The sequence below is a fragment of the Allorhizocola rhizosphaerae genome, assembly GCF_003426775.1.
GTDB lineage: Bacteria > Actinomycetota > Actinomycetes > Mycobacteriales > Micromonosporaceae > Allorhizocola > Allorhizocola rhizosphaerae.
The window spans coordinates 1-26,173 of the sequence record NZ_QJUG01000046.1; the positions used below are offsets into that span (position 1 = coordinate 1).

General features: G+C 67.0%; 24 protein-coding genes. 17 read left to right on the plus strand and 7 right to left on the minus strand.

Annotated features, from left to right (window positions below; genetic code table 11):
• Positions 1 to 694: CBM35 domain-containing protein (locus tag DM816_RS44380; protein WP_246001908.1), on the plus strand; the 694-nt coding region annotated here is incomplete at its 5' end.
• A 3-nt stretch (positions 695 to 697) separates the two neighbouring features.
• On the opposite strand, the gene DM816_RS12265 is transcribed toward DM816_RS44380, so the two are convergent.
• The gene (locus tag DM816_RS12265) at positions 698 to 1,789 is read right to left on the minus strand and encodes a discoidin domain-containing protein (protein WP_162907371.1); all 1,092 of its coding nucleotides are present in this window, start codon (positions 1,787 to 1,789) and stop codon (positions 698 to 700) included.
• Between the two features lie 130 nt (positions 1,790 to 1,919).
• Between DM816_RS12265 and DM816_RS12270 the strand changes: the two genes are divergently transcribed.
• From DM816_RS12270 to DM816_RS12280, 3 genes are read left to right on the plus strand one after another with little or no spacing between them, the layout of a single operon-like run.
• Entirely contained in the window at positions 1,920 to 3,695 is a 1,776-nt protein-coding gene (locus DM816_RS12270) for a 3-hydroxyacyl-CoA dehydrogenase family protein (RefSeq protein ID WP_117210328.1), read from the plus strand.
• Positions 3,696 to 3,704: 9 nt separating this feature from the next.
• Positions 3,705 to 3,932: a hypothetical protein gene (locus DM816_RS43715; RefSeq protein WP_211588657.1), complete on the plus strand. Its 228-nt coding sequence runs from the start codon at positions 3,705 to 3,707 to the stop codon at positions 3,930 to 3,932.
• A complete protein-coding gene (locus DM816_RS12280) occupies positions 3,929 to 4,204 on the plus strand; it encodes a hypothetical protein (RefSeq protein WP_117210330.1) in 276 nt (91 codons plus the stop codon). Before DM816_RS43715 ends, DM816_RS12280 begins: the two co-directional genes overlap by 4 nt.
• A gap of 13 nt (positions 4,205 to 4,217) precedes the next feature.
• On the opposite strand, the gene DM816_RS12285 is transcribed toward DM816_RS12280, so the two are convergent.
• Complete coding sequence (locus tag DM816_RS12285) at positions 4,218 to 4,424, minus strand: hypothetical protein (RefSeq protein ID WP_117210331.1); 207 nt, start codon at positions 4,422 to 4,424, stop codon at positions 4,218 to 4,220.
• 88 nt (positions 4,425 to 4,512) lie between these two features.
• Here DM816_RS12285 and DM816_RS12290 point away from each other — a divergent pair, with 88 nt between their 5' ends.
• The 3 genes from DM816_RS12290 (at position 4,513) to DM816_RS12300 (ending at position 7,817) form a co-directional block, all read left to right on the plus strand.
• Positions 4,513 to 5,304 carry an alpha/beta hydrolase gene (locus tag DM816_RS12290; protein WP_117210367.1) on the plus strand — a complete coding sequence of 264 codons (792 nt, stop codon included), beginning with the start codon at positions 4,513 to 4,515 and terminating at the stop codon, positions 5,302 to 5,304.
• Positions 5,305 to 5,373: 69 nt separating this feature from the next.
• Positions 5,374 to 5,580 carry a hypothetical protein gene (locus DM816_RS12295; RefSeq protein WP_117210333.1) on the plus strand — a complete coding sequence of 69 codons (207 nt, stop codon included), beginning with the start codon at positions 5,374 to 5,376 and terminating at the stop codon, positions 5,578 to 5,580.
• A gap of 278 nt (positions 5,581 to 5,858) precedes the next feature.
• Entirely contained in the window at positions 5,859 to 7,817 is a 1,959-nt protein-coding gene (locus tag DM816_RS12300; RefSeq protein ID WP_162907372.1) for a PLL family lectin, read from the plus strand.
• A 188-nt stretch (positions 7,818 to 8,005) separates the two neighbouring features.
• Here the strand turns inward: DM816_RS12300 and DM816_RS12305 are convergent, their stop codons facing one another.
• Genes DM816_RS12305 through DM816_RS12315 form a run of 3 tightly spaced genes read right to left on the minus strand, consistent with a single transcriptional unit; the run spans position 8,006 to position 10,734 of the window.
• Positions 8,006 to 8,983 carry a class I SAM-dependent methyltransferase gene (locus DM816_RS12305; protein ID WP_117210336.1) on the minus strand — a complete coding sequence of 326 codons (978 nt, stop codon included), beginning with the start codon at positions 8,981 to 8,983 and terminating at the stop codon, positions 8,006 to 8,008.
• A 15-nt stretch (positions 8,984 to 8,998) separates the two neighbouring features.
• Positions 8,999 to 9,913, minus strand: coding sequence for a glycosyltransferase (locus tag DM816_RS12310; protein ID WP_117210338.1), 915 nt, complete (start codon positions 9,911 to 9,913; stop codon positions 8,999 to 9,001).
• The gene (locus tag DM816_RS12315; RefSeq protein ID WP_117210339.1) at positions 9,910 to 10,734 is read right to left on the minus strand and encodes a glycosyltransferase family 2 protein; all 825 of its coding nucleotides are present in this window, start codon (positions 10,732 to 10,734) and stop codon (positions 9,910 to 9,912) included. The genes DM816_RS12310 and DM816_RS12315 overlap by 4 nt, the downstream gene beginning before the upstream one ends.
• Positions 10,735 to 10,923: 189 nt before the next feature.
• Here DM816_RS12315 and DM816_RS12320 point away from each other — a divergent pair, with 189 nt between their 5' ends.
• The 10 genes from DM816_RS12320 (at position 10,924) to DM816_RS12365 (ending at position 23,554) form a co-directional block, all read left to right on the plus strand.
• The gene (locus tag DM816_RS12320) at positions 10,924 to 11,988 is read left to right on the plus strand and encodes a hypothetical protein (RefSeq protein ID WP_211588658.1); all 1,065 of its coding nucleotides are present in this window, start codon (positions 10,924 to 10,926) and stop codon (positions 11,986 to 11,988) included.
• Between the two features lie 210 nt (positions 11,989 to 12,198).
• A complete protein-coding gene (locus DM816_RS12325) occupies positions 12,199 to 15,369 on the plus strand; it encodes a DUF4082 domain-containing protein (RefSeq protein ID WP_211588659.1) in 3,171 nt (1,056 codons plus the stop codon).
• Positions 15,356 to 16,411, plus strand: a complete 1,056-nt coding sequence (locus DM816_RS12330) for a glycosyltransferase family 2 protein (RefSeq protein WP_246001909.1) — start codon at positions 15,356 to 15,358, stop codon at positions 16,409 to 16,411. The genes DM816_RS12325 and DM816_RS12330 overlap by 14 nt, the downstream gene beginning before the upstream one ends.
• Positions 16,412 to 16,433: 22 nt before the next feature.
• Positions 16,434 to 17,474 (plus strand): Gfo/Idh/MocA family protein, encoded by a 1,041-nt coding sequence (locus DM816_RS12335; RefSeq protein ID WP_117210345.1) that lies wholly within the window; start codon positions 16,434 to 16,436, stop codon positions 17,472 to 17,474.
• Complete coding sequence (locus tag DM816_RS12340) at positions 17,471 to 18,451, plus strand: NAD-dependent epimerase/dehydratase family protein (RefSeq protein ID WP_211588660.1); 981 nt, start codon at positions 17,471 to 17,473, stop codon at positions 18,449 to 18,451. The genes DM816_RS12335 and DM816_RS12340 overlap by 4 nt, the downstream gene beginning before the upstream one ends.
• Positions 18,452 to 18,528: 77 nt before the next feature.
• Positions 18,529 to 19,623, plus strand: a complete 1,095-nt coding sequence (locus DM816_RS12345) for a DegT/DnrJ/EryC1/StrS family aminotransferase (protein ID WP_117210370.1) — start codon at positions 18,529 to 18,531, stop codon at positions 19,621 to 19,623.
• A complete protein-coding gene (locus DM816_RS12350; RefSeq protein ID WP_117210346.1) occupies positions 19,620 to 20,234 on the plus strand; it encodes an acetyltransferase in 615 nt (204 codons plus the stop codon). Before DM816_RS12345 ends, DM816_RS12350 begins: the two co-directional genes overlap by 4 nt.
• Complete coding sequence (locus DM816_RS12355; protein ID WP_117210347.1) at positions 20,231 to 21,319, plus strand: DegT/DnrJ/EryC1/StrS family aminotransferase; 1,089 nt, start codon at positions 20,231 to 20,233, stop codon at positions 21,317 to 21,319. The genes DM816_RS12350 and DM816_RS12355 overlap by 4 nt, the downstream gene beginning before the upstream one ends.
• 4 nt (positions 21,320 to 21,323) lie before the next feature.
• Entirely contained in the window at positions 21,324 to 22,538 is a 1,215-nt protein-coding gene (locus DM816_RS12360; RefSeq protein WP_117210348.1) for an MFS transporter, read from the plus strand.
• Entirely contained in the window at positions 22,535 to 23,554 is a 1,020-nt protein-coding gene (locus DM816_RS12365) for a TolB-like translocation protein (protein ID WP_117210349.1), read from the plus strand. The genes DM816_RS12360 and DM816_RS12365 overlap by 4 nt, the downstream gene beginning before the upstream one ends.
• Before the next feature lie 388 nt (positions 23,555 to 23,942).
• Here the strand turns inward: DM816_RS12365 and DM816_RS12370 are convergent, their stop codons facing one another.
• Entirely contained in the window at positions 23,943 to 24,713 is a 771-nt protein-coding gene (locus DM816_RS12370; RefSeq protein ID WP_117210350.1) for a glycosyltransferase family 2 protein, read from the minus strand.
• A complete protein-coding gene (locus DM816_RS12375) occupies positions 24,682 to 26,145 on the minus strand; it encodes an oligosaccharide flippase family protein (RefSeq protein ID WP_117210351.1) in 1,464 nt (487 codons plus the stop codon). Before DM816_RS12375 ends, DM816_RS12370 begins: the two co-directional genes overlap by 32 nt.
• Positions 26,146 to 26,173: the final 28 nt, after the last annotated feature.

Here is a 26,173-nt window from a genome sequence, read left to right on the forward strand (position 1 = left end):
GTTGGCCGGATCGGCTTCTGTGCGGCAGCAGATCACGGTGCCGGCCGGCACCTATACCCTGTCCACGTTGGCCAGGACCTCCGGTTCGGTCAGCAGTGGGCAGATCACGGTGACCGACTCCAGCGGCGCGGTCCGTACGCTCAACATCCCGGCATCATCCGGCTTTACCCGTCGCGAAGCCGCGGGTCTGCAGTTGGCCGCCGGGACCGCCACGGTCACCATTCGAGCCGGGTCCGGCAGCGGAAACCTGGCCGTCGACCAGCTCGGACTCGTTAAGACCTCCGGTGGGACGACACCGGGGACGCAGCGTTACGAGGCGGAGACCGCCCCGGCGACGTGTCAGGGCACGATCGATTCCAACCACGTGGGTTTTTCCGGTAGTGGGTTTTGCAACGGCACCAACGCTGCTGGCGCCTACGTGCAGTTCACCGCGAACGCGGCAGCAGCCGGCACGGCCACGATCGGGGTCCGGTTCGCCAACGGCGGCACCACCGCCCGGTCGGCCAACCTGATCGTCAACGGCACCACGCTCGCCAACGTTTCGTTCGAGCCCACCGGTGCCTGGACCACCTGGGTCACCAAAACCCTGACCGTGTCACTCAACGCAGGCAGTAACACCATCCGGCTGGACCCCACCATCGCCGACGGACTGCCCAATGTGGACTGCCTCGATGTGAGCACTCCGGCCAGCTGAACATCATCCCCAGACGGAGGCCTCTTGAAGGGCGTGGAGGGATTCTGACTGCACGCGCACGTAGCGGGCCGATACGGGCGAATTCCCTGTGAGCGCAACGTATCCGGCCCGCTTGTGCCGTGCGTATCTGTTCCACTGCGCGCCATCGGCGCTGACGCTCACCTCGAAGTCCTTCGAGGTGCTCAACCCGTGCAGGAACACGGTCGTCACCTGCCGCGCCGCGCCGAGATCGATGGTGATCCAAGTGTGGGAGCCGCACGTGCCGGGCGAAGCGGATGCGGACGCGCTCGGGCACACCTGCTGCGGCAGGCTGGCGCCCGCATAGCGCCCATCGGTGAAGCCGCACGGCTGGGGCGTGACCCCCGCGAGCGTGCACCCGCTCCCGCGCGACGGCGGCGCTCCCGCCTGCCCGCTCACGGCCACCGGCTGCGAGTGGTGGTCGGTCGTGAACCCGTCCCGCTCGACCCGGGCGATCGCCCGGAACTCGCCCTGCGCATCAGCGATCGCCCGCGCATCGAACGACCCGTTTGGCGCGCTCTCCTGCGCCCACACCAGCTCATCGGCCTCAGTCACCTCCAGCCGGTGTTTTGCCCCAGCCAAAGGCGGCCACGAGTATTCGACCCGCTGCGGTCCCGCCTGCACCCGCAAGCCGTCCGGCTGCCAGAACCGCGCCTCTGGCACCTTGACCTCCGCCTGCTCAATCGGAAACCGGGTCTGGATGCGCGGCCCGGAGTCGAGGCGCGCCGACAGGGCGAAGTGCGCCGGGTTGCCGAGGATGCTCTTGGCGTCCTTGCCCTTCATGGTGAAGCTGTATCGCCCCTCCTCGTCGGTCGTCGCGCGGCGTGCACCCTTGCAGAACGACACCTGCTGGGTCAGGCACAGCATGCCGATGCTCGTCACGGTGACGGTCAGCTCGAACAGGGCATCGATCCCGCTGGGCTCCTCGACCAGGACGACCGGCACGGCCGCCGCCGGCCCGCCGTCCGGCAGCCGCAGGACTCCCGACACGGTCACGTCGGCGTCGTTGGCGACATTGCTTGTGCCGCAGGCTATGAGGACCGCGAGGGCGCCGAACATGAGGGGGCGAAGGTTCATGGCTGTGATCTTAGGTGCGATAGACCACAGTCGCCGCCGGGCGCGAATCCAGCGGTTCATGGCAGACTCCTTTCGGTAAGGGATCGTTAAGGAGGCTCGTTTAGAGGCTCGTTTAGGAGGCGAGACGCTTGTGGGCAGGCAGATAGACACCATCGGCGTGGTCGGGCTCGGGACCATGGGGGCCGGAATTGTCGAGGTCTTCGCCCGCAACGGGCTCTCGGTGGTCGCGGTCGAGGTCAGCGAGAGCGCGCTGGAGAGGGGTCGGGCGACCCTGGCCGGCTCCACCGACCGGGCCGTGGCCAAGGGCAAGCTGTCCGAGCAGCAGCGCGACGCGCTGCTCGGTCGGGTGGACTTCCGGGTCGGGCTGGAGTCACTGGCCGAGGTCGACTTCGTGATCGAGGCGGTGCCCGAGCACCTGGATCTCAAGCAGCAGATTTTCGCCTCGCTGGACAGGATCTGCAAGCCTTCCGCCATTTTGGCCACCAACACCAGCTCGCTGAGCGTCACCGAGATCTCGGTCGCGACGCACCGGCCCAACCAGGTCATCGGCGTGCACTTCTTCAACCCCGCACCGGTCATGAAGCTGGTCGAGATCATTAAGACGGTCGTCACCGAGCCCGAGGTCGTGGCCGACGTGGAGGCGCTGTGCGCGCGGCTCGGCAAGACCGACGTGACGATCAACGACCGGGCCGGGTTCATCGCCAACGCGCTGCTGTTCGGGTACCTCAATCATGCGGTTTCAATGTTTGAAAATCGCTACGCGACCCGCGAGGACATCGACGCGGCCATGAAGCTCGGCTGCGGCCTGCCCATGGGGCCGCTCGCGCTGATGGACCTGATCGGGCTGGACACGGCCTACGAGATCCTTGACACCATGTATCGCCGCGGTGGCCGCGACCGCCGGCACGCCCCGGCGCCGCTGCTCAAGCAGATGGTCACGGCCGGGTTGCTCGGGCGCAAGTCGGGGCGCGGCTTCTACACGTACGAGAAGGCGGGCTCGCCGGTCGTCGTGGGCACGTCATGGGAAAAGGACGCATCCGTAGCGGGTCGTCCGATCGCGACAGTGGGCGTGGTCGGGTCGGGCACCATGGCCACGGGCATCATCGAGGTTTTCGCCAGGGCCGGGTTCGAGGTGCTCAGCGTGACGCGCGGGGCGGAGAAGTCGGTCAAGGTGAGCGAGTCGGTCAAGACCTCGCTCAACAAGGGTGTCGTGCGCGGCAAGCTGTCCGAGGCCGAGCGCGACGCGGCCATCGGGCGCATCACGTGGTCGACCAATCTCGACCATCTGTCCGATGTGGACCTGGTGGTGGAGGCCGTGGTCGAGGAGCTCTCGGTCAAGAAGGCGCTGTTCGCGTCGCTCGACGAGATCTGCAAACCAGGCGTCGTGCTGGCCACCACCACGTCGAGCCTGCCCGTCATCGAGTGCGCCATGGCCACCCAGCGCCCGGCCGACGTCATCGGCCTGCACTTCTTCAACCCCGCGCCGGTCATGGCGTTGGTCGAGGTGGTCAAGACCATCCGCACGAGCCCGGCCACGGTCGCCACCGCCAACGAGGTCATCGCGCGGCTCGGCAAGACGGCGGTGGGATGTGCCGATCGCGCGGGCTTCATCGTCAACGCGCTGCTTTTTCCGTACCTCAATGATGCGGTAAAAATGCTTGAGGCCAGCTATGCGACGGCCGACGACATCGACGCGGCGATGAAACTCGGATGTGGGTACCCGATGGGCCCCTTCGAGCTGCTCGACGTCGTGGGGCTGGACGTGGCCCTGGCCATCCAGCGCGAGCTGTATCTTGAGCTCCGCGAGCCGGGCTTCTCCCCGGCCCCGCTGCTGGAACACCTCGTGACCGCGGGCTACCTGGGCCGCAAGACCGGCCGCGGCTTCCGCGATCACACCCATCGGTAGTCTGCAGGCGTGGAGCGCAAAACTCATGCCTGGCGGAACGAGGAGCGTGAGTACGAGAGGCACGTGGCCCGCCGCGGTCGACGGCACGCCTTCACGACGCTCGTGCCCGCTCGAACGGCACTGATAGTGATCGACATGGTGCCGTTTCACAACGCGACCCTCCACACGATCTACCGCACCTTCGGTGATGTCCGGGCGACGGACGAGGTGATCAGTCTCGGTAGTCTCCAACTGTGAGCCCGCGCAAGAACAGGCGGCGCGACGAACCGGCGCGGGAGCGGGCCGGGTCGACCCGGCACGAATATGTCGAGGGCGATTTCCGGGTGCGCCACCTCACCGGGGAGACGAGCACCAAGACATACCGGTGCCCCGGCTGCGATCAGGAGATCCGGCCCGGCGTGCCGCACGTCGTCGCCTGGCCGCTGGAGGGCTGGGAGGAACAGGGGGAGCGGCGGCACTGGCACGCCTCCTGTTGGAAGGCACGCCACCACCGCCGCCCTAACCGCTGAGACTCAAGGCCTTTCAGCGTTTGCGGAAAACGTGGATGTGGTCGTAGTGGCACAGTCGGATCTGGGCGGCGTTGCTCGCCGGTGGGCGGCCGACGTTGGCGTCGAAGCGGCAACCCTCTGGCCGCCGCTGCCCCTGTTGTCGCCGGGATGGTTGCCCGGCCACGGCGCCGCCGAACAGGAGCACGCCCATGGCTGTGGCGGCGATGGCGAGTTTCATCATGGCCGAGACTTCAGCTGCACGAGTTCGGCGTCACAAGCGGTCGGCGAGCACGGGACAGGCCCGTACGTGCAGACTGGTACCCGTGACGATGATCCGTGGGAATTCGATCCTGCCCGCCGACCGCGAGGACATCGAGCTGCACACGGCCGACGGTGAGACGCTCGTCGGCGAGCTGGCGGTGCCGCCGGGGCGCAAGCCGACGGGCACGCTCATCTGCCTGCACCCGCTGCCCACCCACGGCGGCATGATGGACAGCCACGTCTTCCGGAAGGCGGCCTGGCGACTGCCCGCCCTGGCCGACCTCGCCGTCTTGCGGTTCAATACCCGAGGGACAAGTTCCTTACGTGGTACCTCTTCCGGCACGTTCGACGCGGGCGAGTCCGAACGGTTCGACGTCCACGCGGCCATCGAGTTCGCGGAGTTCCACGATCTGCCCAACCGGTGGCTGATCGGTTGGTCGTTCGGCACGGACCTCGCGCTGCGCTACGGCGCCGACCCGTCCATCGCGGGTGTGATCCTGCTGTCGCCGCCGCTGCGCACGACCAGCGACGCGGAGCTCGCCGTGTGGGCGGACTTCGGCGTGCCGGTGGTCGCGCTCGTCCCCGAGTTCGACGACTACCTGCGCCCCGATGAGGCGCGCCAACGCTTTGCGGCCATCCCGCATGCCGAGGTGATCGGCATCCCGGGGGCGAAGCACCTTTGGGTGGGCGATGCCGAGACCGCGCTCAACGAGATCGTGAAGCGGGTCGCGCCCGACGTGCCCACGCCTCTGCCGACCACCTGGGACGGGCCCATGACCTTCGGCGATGCAAGCGCCTACCGGGATCGCACGGTGGCCGCATTCGAGTCAGAATCTGTACACCCAGCGGCTGGAGAATGATCCTCACGTCGGTGTTAATCTTCGCGGCGACCCCGGAGAATCTTGGGGCTTAAGAAGGGAGACGCCCTTATGCTGGGACTCGAAGCCAAGCTCATGAAGGAGTGGGAAGGCAAGAGCGCGCAGGAGATCGCCGCCGCCCCCGTGACCGCCATCGCGGGAGTGACCGAGGGCGACGCCGAGCTGCTGCTCAAGGCTTTCAACATCAAGACCGTGCGCGACCTGGGCACCAACAAGTACTTCCGCTGGGCCCAGTCCATCACCAACCTAGCCGACTGACCCCGCTCCCTTCCCGTCGATCATGAAAATGAAGCCATGTTCGGCGGTGTGTCGCGTCCGAAAATTCATGATCAATCTCGCGGTGGGCGGCGGTGTCCGAGGCGAGGTACCTTCGGCGGTTGATCATGAAATTGACGCAACGACACGCCGTCGAGCATGGACATAAGTTCATGCTCGACGGGGAGGGGGTGCGCGCGGGGCGAGGTTTGGCGTAGTCGCGCGTGACGAGTTCTTTACTTGAGCTGGTATCGCCGATTGAGGCACGACACCATTCGTGCATGCCTATGCGTGATGTTCTTGGTCAGCCGCTCAGCCGCCGCGGGATGCTACTGGCGACGGGACTGGTGACCGCCGGCGCGGTCGCGGGTCTGCCATCGCGGGCGCTGGCCGCCGCGGCTGGGGTGGGCGGCGTCGGCCCGGTCGGGCTGGTGTCCAAGTCGGCCGATCTGCTGGACGCCTTCGTCGTGGGAAACGACGGTTTCGTGTACACCGCCTCATGGAAGCCCGGAGACCCGGCGTTCAGCTCGTTCAGCCGCATCGGCAATCTGCGAGTGGCGCCGTGTTCACCCGTCACACCCGTGTCGCGCCGCGACGGTGAACTGGATATCTTCGTCGCCGGCTTGGACGGGAGGGTGTACTGGTCGCGGCTGCGCCACGCCGCGTTGGGCGGCACGTTCTGGGACCAGTGGCGCACGGTGTCCAATTTGGTGACTACGCCGCATGCGACGATCACCGCCGTCTCCCGCTCACTGGACAAAGTGGACGTGTTCGCGGTGGGAATCGACGGCTTCGTCTACACGGCGGCATGGCAACCCAGCGATGGATCCGACGGCTTCCGCGGTTGGTGGCGGGTCGGCGATGCCCAGACAACGCCGGGTTCACAGGTGTCGGTGGTGTCCCGATCAGCCGACAAGATGGACGTCTTCATGGTCGGGCTGGACGGCAAGGTGCTGACCGCCGCGTGGCAGCCAGGTTGGACGGAGTTTCACGGCTGGTGGCAGGTCGCGGGCGGCATTTCGGCAACGGGCGCGCCGGTCGGGGCCGTCTGCCGCACGGCCGACCGGCTGGACGTGTTCGCAATCGGTACCGACGGAAAGGTTTATACCGCAGCATGGCAGGCAGGTTGGGCGAGTTGGCAGGGTTGGTCTCCGGTCGGCGACCTGGCCGTCCCCAAGCGAGCCTGCGTGACCGCGGTTTCCCGTTCGGAGAACAAGATAGACGTCTTCACCACCGGAACCGACGGCAGGATCTGGACCGCCGCATGGCAGCCGGGATGGGCTTCATACCACGGCTGGTGGTCTGTCGCGAGTGGAGGGACGCAACCGGGCACGGCGATCGGCGCGGTCTCCCGCTCTCAGGACAAGCTTGACGTGCTTGTCGCCGGCCACGACGCCAAGGTTTACGCGGCGGCATGGCAGCCCGGCTGGTCGGAATTCCACGGTTGGTGGGCCGTCGGTCACCATCTCACCACCGGGATGACCGACCCCGGCGTGGGCTCGTGGACCAAGACCGGCGTCGCCTTCTCCTCGGAGAACACCGCCTGGAGCGAGGAGGCACAGGGCATGGCCACAGGCGGGGTGGCGTGGTACCTCGTCTCCAATGGCGAGAAGACCCTGCGCAAGCGGCTGAACGGCAGCTGGGTGGGATCGGTGAGCATCCCGTGGGGTGTGGCCGGAGGGCATGTCGGCGCGCCCGGTGTCTACGACGGCTGGGTGTATGTCCCAGTCCAAGGGCCGCACGGGGTGTGGAAGATCCGCACCGACCTGACCTCGCCGCAGTGGTTCCCGATAAACAACAACGGGCAGGACATGCTCCCGTGGTGCGCCGTGAATCCGCTCAACGGACGGCTTTACACCTCGCTGTATCCGACACCGACCTCGCTGATGGCCTTCGACCGGCTGACCCTGCAGCGCCGCCCGGAGGACGACATCGCGCTCAAGCCAGGACCACTGCATCTGGACAAGGTCCAGGGTGCGGTGTTCACTCCCAACGGCCGGGTGATCCTCGTGCGCTGGAGCTTCAACGCGGTGTTCTGCTTCTCGGCGTTGACCGGGCATTGCTTTGGTGCCAAGGAAATCTCGGGGATGAGCGAGTTCGAGTCGGTGGCCGTCCGCGACTGGACATACGGCAACGGCGCCAAGGCCAGCGTGCACATCCTGGAGTTGGACAACGACTGGCCCTCAGGAGACGACTGCTACCTCCACGGGTTCAGCGTCCCCCAACCCGGTCTCCTCTAACCGCCCCTTCGGGTCTCCGCTTCCGGTCTTCCTTCTTCCGGTCGATCATGAACTTACGTCCATTCTCGACGGGAGGAGGGAGGCGGGGAGGTGGGTTAGTGGTTCGCCCGCCGATGCGGGACCCTGACCGCGTCGAAAACCGCCCGGCATATGAGGCACAAGCGTTCCGTAAGGGGGCGGCTTTCGTATCAGTGGGGGCGGCAGACCATGAAGGCGAAGTCGTGTTCGAGGCCGTTGGCTAGGGCTTTGTCTTCGTGGGCGAAGCACATGTCGAGTAGCTCTTGCGTCTCGTCGTCGTCGCCGAGGAAGTTGTGTGAGATGCCTGAGAAGGCGATGTGCAGGACCGAGCCGCCGTAGGGGAGTACCTCGACGACCTCGAAGTTGTCCTCGATGGCGGGCAGCAGCCGGTCGGAGTCCACGGCCTCGGATGGGTCGTCGATGATCATCGATAGCTTGCTGGGCCGGATGACGCGCTCCTTGATGCGCCCGTCGGACATCCGCTTGCGCGACTCGGGCAGCCGGGCCAGCAGTTCGTTGGCCGCCGCGATCTGCTGCCGGGTCCACTGGAAGCGGGTCGGGCCGATGAACTCGTCGACCATCAGGAACCCGCCCGGCGCGATGAGCTTGGCGACCCACTGCATGGTGTCATCGAGGTTTTGGAAGTGGTGCAGGGACTGCAATCCGAGCACCACATCGTAGGTCTGCTTGGCCTTGATGAGGTCGTGCGCGTCGGCCACCTCGAAGCGCAGATTGCCCTCCAGGCCGTGCTCCTTGGCGCCGCGGTTGGCCGCGTCGATGCGCTCCGGGGCGATGTCGATGCCCAAAATCTCCCCGAAGACCTCCTGCTTCGCCCAATTTATTTCATTTCCGCCGGTACCGCAGCCGAGGGAGAGAGCCGTCAAGTTCGCGCGGTCGGCCAGGTGGGTGCGTGCCGCGTACATCGGGAAGCTCACCTCGGGATCGCCGCTGGCGAACGTGTTCCACCGGCGCTGCACGGCCTTGATGGCCCACCACTCCTGCGTGCCGGCGTCGATGTTGGCCCAGTGCGCGGTGACCCGTGCCTTGCCCCGGATGCGCAGCTTGGCCAGCACCTTGTCGACCTGGCCGCGCTCCAGTTTGCGGGCGACACGCGTCAGGTCGTGGCGGTTGACGTAATTGGCGAACATGCGGTGCCTTCCGGGTCAGCGTAGTTCTGGTTTGGACGGACGAAGCAGGGCTTTGGTGGCGCTGCGGCTGCGCGGGTGACCGAGCACCGCGCGTGTGGACTCCCGCATGAAGACGAGCGACCAGTAGACGGCGGTCGCCAAGCGGGAGTGGCGCTTGCGGTACAGCCGGATCTTGTTGACCGTGAGCAGGCTCCACAGTGCCGGTGAGACGCGCGACCGGCCCCCGTTGGCACCCGCCGACTGCCCTCCTAAGTGGACGGCTTCGGCCCGCGCCACGAGCACCGTGCGGAAGCCGCGATCCCGTGCGCGCAGGGCGAAGTCGGTCTCCTCGGCGTACAGGAAGAACGACTCGTCCCACGGGCCCGTGGCCGCGAGGCATTGCGCCGACATGAGCATCACCGCCCCGGTCGCCCAGTCGACCGTCGTGTCCGTGCGGTAGGCCGCCTCGTCGAGCACGGTTTCGCCCAGCGCCGGGTGGCGTCCCGCCCGCTGTCCGAGCACCGCCTCGCCCAGCGCCCGCGACAGCGTCGGTTCGCGCCGCAGCGAATGGGTCAGCCGACCGTCTTCATCGGACATGCGGGGCACCGCGATGCCCACACCTGCACCCAGAGCGCGATAAAGCGCCAGCGCAGACCCCGGCCGCAGCCGGATGTCGGGGTTGAGGATCATCGCCGCGTCGTAATCCTTGGCCTTGGCCAGACCCGCGTTGAACGCGGCCGCGTATCCGGCGTTGTATCCGACCTCGACCACTTTGGACGAAGGCATCAGCTCCTGCACGACCTCAAGCGTGTCATCGCCGGAGTTGTTGTCGGCGATGATGAGCTCCCAGTCGCACCCGCGCAAGCCCTCAGACAGAGACTCGAACAGGCCGGGCAGGACTCGCGCACTGTGATAGGTGACAACCACCACCGCAATTCGTGGACCACTCATGAAGCACGGCTGCTTTCGTCGCGCAGCCAGGTCTGGTAGTCGCCGGAGCGGATCGGCTTGCGGGCGCGCATGCGCGCAATCACCGTCACGCCAAGGAAAACCGCCATCTTGGGCAGGAGCCACGGCCGGCCGAGCATGAGCCGGGCCAGGTCGCCCATTGACGTGCGGGCCCCGTCGGTGGCCTCGGGCATCGAGCCGTGCAGCTGGGCGGTCGAGGTCAGCGAGCGGACGCGGCGGCGCAACAGATCGGCCGTCGTCCGCGGCGTGTGCACGACAACCTCGGCCGTGTCCACGATCACCCGCTCATCCGAAGCGAACGCCACCGACGCGGCCAGATCGTCGCCCATCAGTTCGGGCAGGGCCGCGATCCGCTTGTGCCCCTCGGCGGTGACACCGATGACCCCCCGCCCGTACAGCGCCTGCCGCACACCGGGCAGGAGTTCCCAAACGTGGTAGTACCAACGGACGACGAGCGGCCGCCCGGAAAGCTCCAGCCTGCGGGCCGGTGCGGCGGCCAGGATGCCGGGCTCCCGCAACGCGTACGCGAGCGCACGCGCCCCCGCCGCGCTGAGCACCACATCACCGTCCACGTAGAGCCGCGGATAGGCGTGCGCATGCTCATCGCCGAGCCGCAACGCCCGGTGCTTGTTGCCCACCGGAGTCTCGACGACCGTGACGCCCGTAAATCCGGCCGCGATCGCAGCCGTGTCGTCCGTGCAGCCGTTGGCCACCACCACGACCTCGGACTCGCCCGAAACGAGCGCACTGAGCAGACGGCCGATCACCGCGGCCTCGTTATGCGCGGGGATAACCACACTCATCGTGTCGCCTGCTGTCACGGGCCAAAGTATTGCCACTGAGCAGCCCGCACGCCATCCGCCAAGAGCACCTATCGGAAACGCGACAGCACGCCGGCTTCTGCGCGCATCGCGCGGTGTTACCTTAGCCCAATGTCCCAGCCCGAGTTACCCGAACGGCCCCCTCTCTTGCGGCGTCCGCGGACCTGGATCGTGATCGCGGTTGTCGGGGCAGTCCTACTCGGGGGCGGGGCCGCGCTGCGCATCGTGCTCAATTCGGCGTGGGCCAGGCATTGCGACGGCCCCGGGTGCAGCGCGCAGGGCACGGTCTCGACCGCACCGAGCGCGACCGATGTCGGGGTGAGCGCGACCGCCGCGACGCCCAGCGAGTCGCCCGCCGCCTCCCCGAGCCCGTCGAAGTCGCCTGCCGGGCCGGGCCTGCCGCGACCGCGCACCGGGCGCTGCCCGTCGCTTGCCGCGTGCGGCTTCCCCGATGCGAGCAACACGGGGCCGACCGTGACGACGTTCACCCGGCACACCGGCAACGCCACGATCCGCAAGGACGGCACGGTCATCAGCGGGTGGGACCTGCACATGGGCATGCTGGACATCTACGCCAACAACGTCACGGTGACGCAGTGCAAGATCCTGTCCAACAGTTGGTGGGGCATCAACCTGCGCCCCGGATTTTCCGGGCTAAAGGTGACGTATTGCGAAATCAAGGCCGCGATCGGGCAGGGTCCGGACGGTCCGGGCAAGGGCTCCGACTACGCCATCTCCAACATGAGTGAGCATCCGATCGAGGTGGGCTGGAACGACATCAGCGGCTTCGGCAACGCGCTGTCCATGTCGTCGGGCAACATTCACGACAACTACGTGCACGACCTGCCCATGTTCATCAACGCGGGCGGTGAGTGGCAGCACGTCGACGCGATCATCAGCGGCGGCGACGACACCCGCGGGCTCACCATCAGGCACAACACCCTGCTCAACAGCGCGACCATCGACAAGGGCGCGACCGCGGCGATCGGGCTGTTCCCCGACAACGGGGTCGTCTCCAACACGCTGATACAGGACAATTGGCTCGCCGGCGGAGCCTATGCGGTTTACGGTGGCGGCAAAGGCGCGAACGGCATCCGCGTGATCAACAATGTTTTCTCGACGGAGTATTGGCCCGGATGCGGCTATTACGGACCTGTCGCCCACTGGAACGCGGGTGGCCCGGGCAACGTGTGGTCCGGAAATGTGACCTCCGAAGGCAAGCCGGTCAACCCGTAACCCCGCCGAACCGGTCGGCCCAGGTTAAGCCGTTCGTGCAGAAGGTGCCCGCAAGGGTTGTCGGCTCTCTGACAACGGGCGTTTTCGCAGGTTCCGTGGCGCCGACTGCCGGTACTCTCTCGATCCAGATCGCCATTGGCGTGTGCACTTCCCCCATCCTTGTCCCAGGGCAGAGGCTGATTGATGAAAACTCGGTTGATTGTCGGAGCCATGACGGCGCTCATCGGCAGCACGGTGCTGCTCGCGCCGGAGACCGCCGGCGCCATCGACTACTGCAACGGGGGTTACAACGCGGTCGTGTGCGAGAACTCCAAGCCCGGCACACCGATGGAGAACTGGTACGCACCGAGCTCATATGGCGACATCGGCGGCTTCACCGACAAGGTGAGCTATTTACCCGGTGAAGTGGTGAACTTCCGGGTCCAGTCGCCGGTCCCCTACAAGATCAGCATCTACCGCCTGGGGTACTACAACGGTGACGGCGCCCGCCTCATGCCGACGTCGCCGACGCTGACGTTTCCCGCGATAACGCAGCAGACGTGCGCGGCCGACGGCGCGACCGGCCTGGTGGACTGCGGCAACTGGCTGGTGACGGCGAGCTGGGTGGTCCCGACCGACGCGGTTTCCGGCGTCTACCTGGCCACGTTCGACCAGTCCGACACCAACGGGTTCATGCCGTACCCGTTCGTGATCAGGCCGCTGACCAACGACTCAGACATCGTCATCCAGACCTCGGACCAGACGTGGCAGGCCTACAACAGCTGGGGCGGCCAAGACCTGTACGGCGGTGGCGGTCCCGCTCCCGACGGCCGCGCCTACAAGGTGAGCTACAACCGGCCGCTGCCCGCCGGTGGTGACAACGATTACTTCGCCGCCGAATACGCGCTGATCCACTGGGTTGAGCGCAACGGCTACGACGTGAGCTACCTGTCGAGCATCGACGTGTCGACGAGCAACACGATCCTGCTGGGTCACAAGGTGTTCATGTCGTCGGGGCATGATGAGTACTGGAACCAGGCACAGTGGGACAACGTGGTCGCGGCCCGCGAGGCCGGCGTCAACCTCGCCTTCTTCAGCGGCAACGAGGTGTTCTGGCGCACCCGCTTCGAGTCGGCGTTCGCCGGTGGCCTCACCCCCAACCGCACCCTCGTCTGCTACAAGATGACGAAGATGAAGCTGAACAACGGTGTCGCGGACCCCAGCGGCCAGTGGACCGGCACCTGGATGGATCCCGACGGCGCGGGCAAGGGCGGCAACCAGCCGCAGAACGCGCTCACCGGCACCCTGTTCCGGGTCAACGGTTACCGCACCGACGCGCTCACCGTTCCCTATGCCTATAGCGATTATCGCCTGTGGCGCAACACCTCCGTGGCCAACCTCACCGAGGGCCAGACGGCAACCTTCCAGCTGGGCACGCTCGGCTACGAATGGGATGTCGACGAGGAAAACGGCCACCGGCCCGACGGCATGATCCAGCTGTCCTCGACCACACTGCCCATCAACGACGGCACTCTGCTGCTGGACAACGGCAACACCTACGGCAACGGCACCGCGACGCATAACCTGGTCGCCTACAAGGACCAGTCGTCGGGGGCGATCGTGTTCGGCGCGGGCACGGTGCAGTGGGCCTGGGGTCTGAGCGAGCATCACTCCTTCACCCCGACCACACAGGATCAGCGTTTGCAGCAGGCGACCGTGAACCTGTTGGCGGACATGGGTGTGCAGCCGGAGACCCGCCAGGCCAACCTGATGGCGGCCACCAAGTCGACCGACACCACGGGCCCGTCGACCACCATCACGACGCCAACCTCCGGCCAGACCGTGCCGATGCTGAGCAACGTGAACATTGCGGGTACGGCGACCGAGTCCGGCGGTGGCCAGGTCGCGCGCACCGAGGTCTCGACCGACGGCGGCACCACGTGGAAGCGGGCCGAAGGCACGACCGCCTGGACCTACGTCTGGACCCCGATGGCCGAGGGCCCGGCGACCATCAAGGTGCGCAGCATCGACGACAGCCTCAACATCAGCCCCGTGACGACTATCAATCTCACGGTGGGCCCCCAGGACTGCCCGTGCACCGTCTTCCCGTCCAGCGCGACGCCGAAGGTGGCGGCCGTGAGCGATTTCGGCGCGGTCGAGCTGGGCGCCAAGTTCCGCACGACGAGCCCGGCGACCGCCGTCGGTGTGCGGTTCTACAAGGGCCCCGGCAACACGGGCACGCACCTCGGCCGCATCTGGAACAAGAACGGCATGCAGCTCGCGAGCGGCACGTTCACCAACGAGACCGCGAGTGGGTGGCAGACGCTGACCTTCGATCAGCCGATCCCGTTGGCCGCCAACACCACCTACATCGTCTCGTACTATGCGCCGGTCGGCCGGTACTCGGCAGATCTCGGTTATTTCGCCAACCATGGCGCGGGCACGTCGCCGGTCTATGAGCTGCAGTCCGGAGTGGACGGGCCCAACGGGCTCTACCGCTACGGCGCGGGTGGCGGCTTCCCGACCAACTCCTACCAGGCCAGCAACTACTGGGTGGAGCCGGTCGTCGACACCGGTTCGGCGCCGCAGAACCCGCCCGCGGTCACGGATGTGGCGCCCGCGTCGGGCGCGACCAACGTGGCCATCAACACCTCGCTGACCGCGACCTTCGACGCGGCGATCGACAGTTCCACGCTGCAGTTCACGCTGACCGGCCCGGGTGGGCAGACGGTGCCATCCTTTGTCGACTACAACCCGGCGACGAAGAAGGCGACCCTGCTGCCGGACACGCAGCTGGCCAACTCGGCGACCTACACGGCGTCGGTGCGGGCCTCGGACCCGTGGGGCAACGTGATGCCAAGCGCCCACACGTGGTCGTTCACCACGGGCACCAGCACGCCCCCGCTCAACTGCCCGTGCTCACTGTGGACGAGCTCGCACACCCCGGCGAACGCGAACTCCGGCGACATCAACGCGGTGGAGCTCGGGCTCAAGTTCACCGCGTCGGTCAACGGACAGGTGACAGGTGTGCGGTTCTACAAGGGCGCCAACAACACCGGCACGCACACCGGTCGTTTGTGGACCAGCACCGGCACGGTGATGGCCACCGGCACGTTCAGCAACGAAACCGCGAGTGGTTGGCAGACAATGACATTCGACACGCCGGTGTCCATCACGGCGGGCGTCACCTACGTGGTGTCGTATCACGCGCCGGCGGGCAACTACTCGTACTCGTCGGGCTACTTCGGCAACGCGCGCAGCATCTATCCGCTCACCGGCGTCGCGGGCCAGGGCAACGGAGGCAACGGCGTGTACCGCTACGGCCCGGCCGGCACGTTCCCGACGTACTCGTGGAACAACACCAACTACTGGGTGGATGTGATCTTCAGTGCGTCGTCGTAGCAGCGTCAGTGTGGTGATCCCGTGCTACAGGTACGGGCACTTCCTGCGCGACTGCGTCAACAGTGTGCTGGAGAACCAGCCGGGGGTCGATGTCCGAGTCCTGATCATCGACGATGCCTCGCCGGACGACTCGGCGGCGGTCGCGCAGAAGCTCGCCGCCGAGGACGACCGGATCGAGGTGCGGGTGCACGAGACCAACAAGCGGCACATCGCCACCTATAACGAAGGCCTGCTGGAGTGGGCCGACAGCGACTACGCGGTGCTGCTGTCGGCCGACGACCGGCTCACGCCGGGCGCGCTGACCCGCGCGGCGGGGCTGATGGACGAGAACCCGGGCGTGGGCTTCGTGTATGGGCATCCCGTTCACTTCACTCATCCCGGCCCGCCACCTGCGGCCCGTACCACATTGAAAGGCACTTCGGTCTGGGATGGACACTGGTGGCTGGAGCGGCGGTTCCGCGAGGGGCACGGCTGCATCACGTCACCTGAGGTCGTCGTGCGCACCTCGTTGCAGCACAAGGTCGGCGGTTACGACCCGAAGCTGCCGCACACCGGCGACATCGAGATGTGGATGCGCTTTGCCGCACACGCGGATGTGGGCTATGTGCGGGGCGTGGATCAGGCCTATTATCGCTTGCACGGCAACAACATGTCGACCACGGACTTCGCGGGGCAGCTCGACGACCTGCGCCAGCGCTTGGCCGCCTATGACGCGGTGCTTGACAAGTGCGCCGACGTGCTGCCGCAGCGCGGCCGGCTGGCAGATCTGGTGCACCGCAAGCTCGCCCGCGACGCGCTGCGCCGGGCTGCGCGGGCCTATGACCGCAGGCGCACGCATGTCGTGCCTGTCGATGAGCTCGTGAGCTTCGCAGCGCAGGTGTGGCCGGCATATCAGGAACTCCCCGAGTATCGCGGGTTGCGGGTGCGGCGGCGGGTGGGCGCGCGGGCGATGCCTTATCTGCAGCCGCTCGTGCTTTCGGCTGTGGCGCACAAGGGACGCGAGTGGCTGTGGTGGCGATCGTGGAAACGCCGTGGGATCTAGAGATAGGGAAGCTGTGACGTCAATGAACACCCCCATCGGCGTGGCCGTGATCGGCGCCGGATACTGGGGTCCAAACCTTGTCCGCAACTTCATGGGCGCCGAAGCGTTCCACCTGCGCTGGCTGTGCGACCTCGATCTGGGGCGGGCGCGCAAGGTGCTGGGCCGCTACTCGACCGTGGGTGCGACCGACGACCTGGAGACCGTGCTCGCCGACGACGGCGTGCAGGCGGTGGCGATCGCGACGCCCGCGGGGACGCATTTGGATGTGGCGCTGGCGGCGTTGCGGGCGGGCAAGCACGTGCTCGTCGAAAAGCCGCTCGCGGCGACGTATGCCGACGGGCTCAAGCTCGTGGAGGAGGCGGAGTCGCGCGGGCTGCAGCTGATGTGCGACCACACCTACTGCTACACGCCGGCCGTGAGCCGGATTCGGGACGCGCTGCACTCCGGTGAGCTGGGCGAGCTGCATTATTTGGACTCGGTGCGAATCAACCTGGGGTTGGTGCAGCGTGACATAGATGTCATGTGGGACCTGGCGCCGCACGACCTGTCTATTTTGGATTTCGTGTTGCCGGACGGGGTTGTGCCGGTGGCGGTCAGCGCGCACGGTGCCGACCCGATCAACGCGGGCCGGGCGTGCGTGGCCTATTTGACGCTGCAGCTCAACACCGGGGCCATCGCGCATCTTCACGTGAACTGGCTGTCGCCGATAAAGGTGCGCACGACGATTATCGGTGGTTCCAAGCGCACGCTGGTGTGGGACGACCTCAACCCCACGCAGCGGGTGGCGGTCTACGACCGGGGCGTCGACGTGGCCGCCCCGGAGGAACTGGGCGACGAGGCGCGGCGCGCGATGCAGGTGTCCTACCGCTCCGGGGACATGGTTGCCCCGGCGTTGGTCGAGCGGGAGGCGCTCGGCGCGATGGTGGGGCAGTTCGCCACGGCCATCCGCACGGGTGAGCCGTCGCTCACCGACGGCCGCTCCGGGCTGCGCGTGCTCGCGATTCTTGAGGCGGCGTCGAAGTCGCTTGCTCAAAACGGCGCCATAGTGGAGGTTGCGCAATGACCGCGGTCCCAATTTTTCAAAAACGTGCTCTGGTAACCGGTGGGGCGGGCACGATCGGCTCGCACGTGGTCGATCTGCTGGTGCGCGGTGGGGCGCACGAGATTGTGGTGCTGGACAATCTCGTGCGCGGTCGGCTGTCCAATCTGGACTGGGCGCTGGCCAACGGGCCGGTGCGGCTGGTCGAGGGCGACATTCGCGATGTGGCGCTGGTCAACGAGCTCACGGAGGGCCAGGACCTGGTGTTCCACCTGGCCGCCATCCGCATCACGCAGTGCGCTGAGGAACCGCGGCTGGCCAACGAGGTACTCGTCGATGGCACTTTCAATGTGATTGAAGCGGCGGCAAATGCGGGTGTGCGGAAGGTGATCGCCTCATCGTCGGCGTCCGTTTATGGGCTGGCCGATGAGTTTCCGACGACCGAGTCGCATCACCCGTATCACAATGACACTTTCTACGGCGCGGCGAAGGCGTTCAACGAGGGGACGCTGCGCAGCTTCAAGGCGATGAAGGGCCTGGATTATGTGGCGCTGCGCTATTTCAATGTGTACGGGCCGCGCATGGATATCTACGGGCTCTACACCGAGGTGCTGATCCGGTGGATGGAAAGGATTGATTCGGGGGTACCGCCGCTGATCCTCGGCGATGGGTTGCAGACCATGGATTTCGTGCATGTCGCGGACATCGCGCGCGCCAACATCCTTGCGGCGGAGGCGGATGTCACCGACGAGGTGTTCAACATCGCGCGCGGCGAGGAGACCAGCCTGCTGGAGCTGGCGCAGACGCTCACCGAGGTGATGAAGTCCGATCTAAAGCCGCAGTTCGGGCCGGCGAGGTCGGTCAACAGTGTCACGCGGCGGCTCGCCTCGGTCGAGGCGGCGCGGGAACGGCTTGGGTTCACGGCCGAAATCGGCCTGCGCGAAGGGCTTGAGGGCCTCGTGGAGTGGTGGCGCGCCAACCGTGAGGCGGTTTCGGCATGAGCGAGGGCTTGCCCCGAGTGAATCAATCGGCATGCCCCGCGGGGCGCATGCGGAGGGAGGCCATGATGATCCCGGTGATGATTCCTTGCCTGGGCGAGGAGGAGGCGCAGGCCGCCGCGGAGGCCGTGCGGTCGGGGTGGGTCGCGCAGGGGCCGCGGGTCGCGTCGTTTGAGCGCTCCTTTTCAGCGGCGGTAGGCGCCGCACACGGCGTGGCGGTGAGCTCGTGCACGACGGGGCTGCATCTGGCGCTGATCGCGGTCGGGGTGGAGCCGGGCGACGAGGTCATCGTGCCTTCGCTGTCGTTCATCGCGACCGCGAACTCGGCCAAGTATTGCGGTGCCACACCGGTCTTCGCCGATGTGGAGCTCGCGACCGGCAACCTCACGGTGGAGACGATCGACGCGGTGCGCACCCCGCGCACGAAGGCGGTCATCGCCGTGCACCAGGCTGGTGTGCCTTTCGACGTGCTTTCGCTAAGGCGGGCGTGCGCGCAGTGGGGCATCGCGTTGGTGGAGGACGCGGCGTGTGCGGCGGGTTCGACCGCGTACGGGTCCCCGGTGGGTGCCGGTGCTTCCGTTGCGGCGTGGTCGTTCCATCCGCGCAAGGTGATGACGACCGGTGAAGGCGGCATGGTCACGGTCGACGACCCCGCGCAGGCGGCACGGCTGCGGCGGCTGCGCGAGCACGGCATGAACGTGAGCGCGGCGGACCGGCACGCGAGCGCCCAGCCTATTCTGGAGTCCTATTTGGAGGTCGGCTACAACTACCGGATGACCGACATCCAGGCGGCGATCGGGCTGGTGCAGTTGTCGCGATTGGACGGTCTGGTGGCGCAGCGGCGTTCGCTGGCGGCGCGATATCACGAGCTGCTGGAGGGGATCGAAGGCGTGACCCCGGTGCGGGATCCGGCTTATGGCACGACCAACTTCCAGTCGTTCTGGGTGCTGCTGGACGGGATCGACCGGGACGTCGCGTTGAGTGAGCTTGCGGCGGCGGGTGTGTCGGCGAGGCGGGGCATCATGGCCGCACACGTCGAGCCCGCTTATGTGACTGATGTCGATCTGCCCAACACCATGCGGCTGACGAAGGACTCGCTGATCCTTCCCTTGCACCATAAGCTGACCGAGTCGGACCAGGACCACATCGTGGGCGTCATCCGGAAACTGGCATGAGAGAGCTCGTCATTGTCGGCGCGGGCGGTTTCGCGCGGGAGACCGCGTCGGCCGTGCGCGACATGGCCGAGTGGAAGCTGCTCGGGTTTCTGGACGATGTGAAAACCGGGCCGTCGATCTTGGGGCCACTTTCTCTCGCGTGGGAGCTTCCCGGTGTGGACTTTGTGGTGTGCGTCGGGAGTCCGAGGGATTACGGGGTGCGGGAGCGGCTGGCCAAGCGTGTCCCGCAGCGGTTCGCCACCATCGTGCATCCGTCCGTCTACATCGGACAGGGGTGCACGGTCGGGGAGGGTTCGGTGTTGCTGCCGGGCGTCACGCTGACGGCGGAGGTGACTGTCGGTGCACATGTGGCGGTCATGCCGCAGGTTGTGCTGACGCATGATGACGTGGTCGGCGACTTCGTGACGATCGCGTCGGGCGTGCGGCTCGGCGGGTCGGTGCAGGTGGGGCGGGGCGCCTATCTGGGGGCCGGCGCGCTGGTGCGCGAGTCGGTGCGGATCGGCGAGGGCTCACTCATCGGGATGGGCTCGGTAGTGCTGCGGGATGTGCCCGCAGGCGAGATTTGGGTCGGCAACCCGGCCCGGTATTTGAAAGGAAGCGGTCAGGCGTGATTCCGCTCGTTGACCTGCAGGCGGCCCACTTCGAGGTGGCCGAGGAGGTGGAGGCCGGGTTCAAGCGGATCATGGCCAACACGGCGTTCATCGGTGGCGAGGAGGTGGCCGCGTTCGAGCGCGAATACGCCGCGTTCAGCGGCATCGCCCACTGCGTCGGGGTGGCCAACGGCACCGATGCGCTGGAGCTGGCGCTCCGGGCGCTGGAGATCGGCCCGGGGGATGAGGTGATCCTGCCGGCCAACACGTTCATCGCCACGGCTGAGGCGGTGGCGCGGGCGGGCGCGACGCCGGTGCTCGTGGATGTCGACCCGGACACCTATCTGATCGACACCGATGCCGCCCGCTCGGCGGTGACGGCCAAAACGCGGGCCTTCGCCCCCGTACACCTTTATGGCCAGATGGCACCGGTGGAGGCGCTTGTCGGCCACGGGGTTCCGATCGTCGAGGACGCGGCGCAATGCCAGGGCGCGACGAGGCACGGCCGCCCGCCCGCGTCGTTCGGCCCGCACGGGATCGCGGCGACGAGCTTCTACCCGGGCAAAAACCTTGGCGCGTATGGCGATGCGGGCGCGGTGGTCACGGGCGACGAGGCGCTCGCGACGGCTGTGCGGCGGCTCAGCCAGCACGGCGGTCTGCGCAAGTACGAGCACGACGTGATGGGCGTCAACAGCCGGCTGGATGCGTTGCAGGCGGTCGTGTTGCGGGCCAAACTGGCCAGGCTGGCCGCGTGGAACGAGCTGCGCCGGGCGGCTGCGGCGCGCTATGACGCTCTACTGGAAGGCTTGGATGTCCAAAAGCCGTCTACATTGGACGGCAACGTGCACGTCTGGCACCTGTATGTGATCCGGGTGGAGGAACGCCGTGACGAGATCGTGGCTGCGCTCAACGCGGCCGGGATCGGCGCGGGCATCCACTACCCGATTCCGGTGCACCTGACGGGCGCGTTCAAGCAATACGGCAAGGGCTCGTTCCCCGTCGCCGAGCAGGCCGCCAAGGAGATCCTGACGTTGCCTCTCTACCCACAGATCACCGCTTCCCTCCAGGAGCGCGTTGTTTCGGCGCTGGCCGACGCGTTGAGCTGAGCACATGTACCTGTCGTTGCGGGACCGTCCCACTGCCGTTGGCCCGAAGGCGGCGGTCCCCGCGACTGTATTCCTGCTCGGCACGGTCAGCCTGCTGACCGACATCTCGTCGGAGATGGTCAATGCCGTGCTGCCGCTGTATCTCACCGCCCAAATCGGGCTGGGACTCCTGGCGTATGGCTTCATTGACGGGCTCTATCAGGGCGTGAGCGCGTTCGTGCGGATCGCGGGCGGCTATGCGGGGGACCGCCTGGGCCGCCCCAAATACATCGCCGCCATCGGCTATGCCGTGTCCGCGTTGTGCCGCATCGCATTGCTTCCGGCCCAAACGTTCGCGGCCATCAGCGCCGTCATCACGGCTGACCGGCTGGGCAAAGGCGTCCGCACAGCGCCGCGTGACGCGCTGATCGCTGCCTCGGTCCCACCCTCCACATTGGGCAGGGCCTTCGGCGTGCACCGCGCGATGGACACGATCGGCGCCGCGCTCGGTCCTCTGGCGGCATTCGCTTTGCTGTGGTGGATCCCGGACAGCTACGACTCCATCTTCGTGGTGTCGTTCGTGTTCGGTCTCATCGGCGTCGCCGTGCTGATCCTGTTCGTCCCCAACACCCGCACATCGGTCGCCAAAGAGCGCCCGCGAATCCTCCGCGCGGCTTTCACCTCATCCCTTCGGCGTCCGCTCATCGCCTTCGCCCTCCTCGCCCTCCTCACCGTCAGCGACGGCTTCATCTACCTCTCCCTGCAACAGCGCGACGCTTTCGCGGCCGCGTGGTTCCCGCTCCTGTTCGTCGGCACCAACGTCGCCTATCTTCTGCTCGCAGTTCCGCTCGGCCGCCTCGCCGACCGCGTCGGCCGCGGCCGTGTGCTTGTCGGCGGCCACGTCGCCCTCATCGGCGCCTACCTTCTTGCCGGAGGCCCATTGACCGGCCTCCCCTCTACCGTGGCCACCGTCCTGCTTCTCGGCCTCTTCTATGCTGGTACGGACGGAGTCCTCGCAGCGCTCGTCAGCCGCATCGCCGCAGCCGAGGCCCGCGGGAGCGCGATCGCGGCCGCTCAGACCATCGTCGTCATCGGCCGCTTCGCCGCCTCGCTATCCTTTGGTGCGCTGTGGACGGCGGTCGGGCGCGGGCCTGCACTACTGTGGATGGCCGCGGCGCTGACGATTGCGCTGCCGCTCGCGGCTTGGTTGCTACGCGAAAAGGAGGCGAGGACGGCATGAACCTCAAAGCACGGCTCGCCATCTTCGCCGCCATCGTCGTTCTCGCCGCCATCGGTGGGGCCATCTACGTCCTGCGCGCCGAGCGCGAACAAACCCACGCGGCCGGCCTTCCCCCACAGGTCCCGGTCACCGTCGGCGATTGGGCCTCGGTCGCGACCAAGCCGCACATCGTCTTCCGTAACACCGCCACCGGCACGGGCTACGGTCAGGTGGCCCTCGTCCCGCTCGACGCGTCCGACGGCCCACGCACGCTCACGCCCGCCTCGTGCGACCGCGTCTACGCCACCGCCCAACAGGCCGTGTGCCTGTTCGCCAAGCGCGCCATGGTGACGACCTACCACGCCCAAGTGCTCGGCCCCAATTGGACACCGATCCGCGACTTGCCCCTCAGCGGCATCCCATCCCGCACCCGACTCTCCAAGGACGGATCGCTGGTCGCCACGACCACCTTCGTCCATGGCCACAGCTACGCCAGCCCCGGCGAGTTCTCCACCGAGACACTGGTCAGCAAGTCCGACGGCTCCCACACCGACAACGTCGAGTCGTTTACGCTCAACGTCGACGGCACACAGATCACGGCCGAGGACCGCAACATCTGGGGCGTCACCTTCGCCGACCACGACACGTTCTATGCCACCGCCGCGTCGGGCAAGAAGACCTGGCTCGTGCGAGGCAGCCTCTCCGCCCGCGCCCTCACCGCCCTGCGCCCCGACGCCGAATGCCCGTCGCTCTCACCCGACGGCACCCGCGTCGCCATCAAGACCCGCGGCAATCTCCCGCCCGGCCAATGGCGCATCGCCGTCCACGACCTGCGCACCGGCAAGTCCACACTTCTCGCCGAAGCCCGCAGCGTCGACGACCAGATCGAGTGGCTCGACAACACCACCGTCATCTACGGCCTGCCCCGCTCCGGCGACGGCCCCGCCGCCACCGACGTCTGGCGCGCCCCCGCCGACGGCACCGGCACCCCCACCTTGCTCATCCGCGACGCCTGGTCTCCCGCGGTCATCCGCTGATCCCTGACCCCGGACGAGGGCGTCGACGGCACCCGGACTTTGCGGCAGCGATTACCTTCGAGGGCCTATCGGCGCACCCGTGCCGGGATAGCCGCCGAAGTTACGGACAACAGCCCCGGTTACACGGACGTTCGTGCTCTGGGACTGTCGGCTCCGGGTGGAGCGGAAACTCGTGGCTGTTGGCGGAGGCAGCGGGACATCGGGGTCCAGACAAGCCCAAGCACGCCGCTGCCATTATCAACAACAACGACTCAAACATCACGAAACGCTGTGGTAACTGACACGGTCAACCTCCTGCTCCGCCGGAAGCCAGAGACGGAGGTTGAACCGACCACGGCATCGACCGTAGGGGACCGATGCCGCAAATCAACGTGTCACATGCGGGACATCATTTGTTCCACGTGGTCCAGAAGCTGGTCGGGTTGACGAGGTAGTCGACCGTCGGCTGGGGGATGTGCTCGATCCTGTGCCGGCGGCTGTACCGGTAAATCATCTCCCAGTCTTCCTTCGGCGCTGTGGTGCGCGTGCGCCGCAGGCGGCTGAACATCAGATCCGGGCTGCGCCGCGCCACGAAAGGGTTGGAGTCCAAAAAGCTGGCATTGGAGGCGTGTTTGCGGTCGAACGGCACCGACAGGATGTCGTGCAGCTGCCCATCCGGCGTGATCCGGCGCATGGCCGTGTAAACCGCGTCCGGCGCGCCGGGCTGTTGCAGGCGGCCGAGCGCGACCTCCAGATGGTCCGGGTGCCAGGTGTTGTCGTCGTCGAGGAACGCCACAAACTCAGACTCGGTCAGGCGCATGCCGATGTTGCGGCTCACGCCCAGGCAGTGAATGTTGCGCGACAGGGTGATGGCGTGCACGCGCGGGTCGGGCGGCAGCTCGGTCAGCGGGCCGCCGTCGTCGACCACCATCACCACGAAGTCTTGGAACGTCTGTTTGAGCACCGAATCTAGCGCCGCGAGCAGGCCCTCCGGACGCCGGCAGGTGAGCAGGATGACCGCCACTGTCGCATGTGGACGCACCGAAGACGAGCGCACCTCGGCGTTTTCGAACCGGCTCAACCCTATCGCAGTGTGCGCCAGCGCCACCTTGTTGCGCACCTCGTACAGCGGGAACAATCCGAACGTGCTACGCAGCTGTCGTTTGATAGGCCGCAGCATCTTCACTACTCTCCATTGGGCGAGGGCGACGGGCGTTGCGAATCATCGGTAGGGCGAACGGGACGTAGGCCAGCAGCGCCACGAGCGACGCCCCGGCCAGTGCGATAAATCCTTGTGGCATAAGAGGGTAGGCCAGCCGGGCGACCGCTACGACCACGATTCCACCCGCGAGCGGGCGCCATCCGGCGCGCAGCACCGCAATCGGCGAGATGCCGACCCGAGCCAGCACAGCCACGATTATCGGCGCCACGAGCAGCAGCGCGACCATCACCTGCCCGGCCGCCACTCCGCCGATGCCGAACCTCGGTGCCAGCAGCATCAGCGAGGGCACGAGCGCCGCCAGCCACCACGCCTGCAGCGCGAGCAGCGCCTTGCGCCGCCCGGCAGCGATCAGGCAGTCGTAACTGAGCTCATAGACAATGCGGAACAACCCCAGCACGGCCAAAAACCGAAGCGCCGCACCGGCCGGCGCCCAGGTGTCGCCGTAAATGACGCGCACTACCGGCTCGGCCAGTGCCCCGAGCAACGCGCAAGCGGGCACGGCGGCCGTGAGCAAAATGCCAAACGCCTTGTAGTATCCGTCGGCCAGACTGCCCGCGCCCTCCGCGAGACGCGAGAAACCGGCGAATGACACCCGCCGCGCCGCCTCCGATATCGTGCGCACCGGCCAACCGGCCATATTGGACGCTATCTGGTAGAACCCCAGCGCCACCGGCCCGAGTGCCGCGCCGACCACCATCGAATCGACATTTACCATTGCGAGCACCAGCAGGCTCGCGCCCGCCAGCGGCAGTCCAAATCGGACAAGCTTGCGCGCCTCCTGCGGATCCCAGCCCCACCGCAGCATCCGGGGCTCGAAGATGGCGGCCCCGACCAGCGCCGAGGCACTGCCCGCCAGCGCGCCCCAGGCGAAGCTCATCGCCCCCGCGCCCAGCGCGGCGAGCGTGAGCGTCACCGCGGTACTGATCAAGAAGGTGGCAAGGTCGATGGCCATCCGCTTGCCTTGCGCGAAGTCCCGCGTCAGCTTGCCATTCGGTACGCAGGCGATCCCGTCGATGACCACGGCGAAGCACAGCACCCGCAACAGATTTGTCGCCTCCGCCGATCCCAGGAGCGAGGCGATGGTCGGTGCGAGCGCGAACAATGCGCCATAGAGCGTGAGGCTCGAAAGCGTCGACAGCGTGAGCACCGTCGGGGCGAACCGGCGAACGTCGCCCTCCCACCGGATCAGTGCCAGGCTCACGCCCATCTCGTTGGCGGACAACAGCACAGCCAACACCACCGCGCCGACCGCATACAACCCCCACTCATGCGGACCGAGTAGGTAACGCGCCAGAATCACGCCCATCGCGAAGTTGCCGATCCGCACGAGCACGGTGTTGAGCAGGCTCAGGCGGGCGGCGACCGCAACCTTGCGGCCAAGTCCGGTCATCGGGCGGCTCCGACTGATTGGGTGGGCA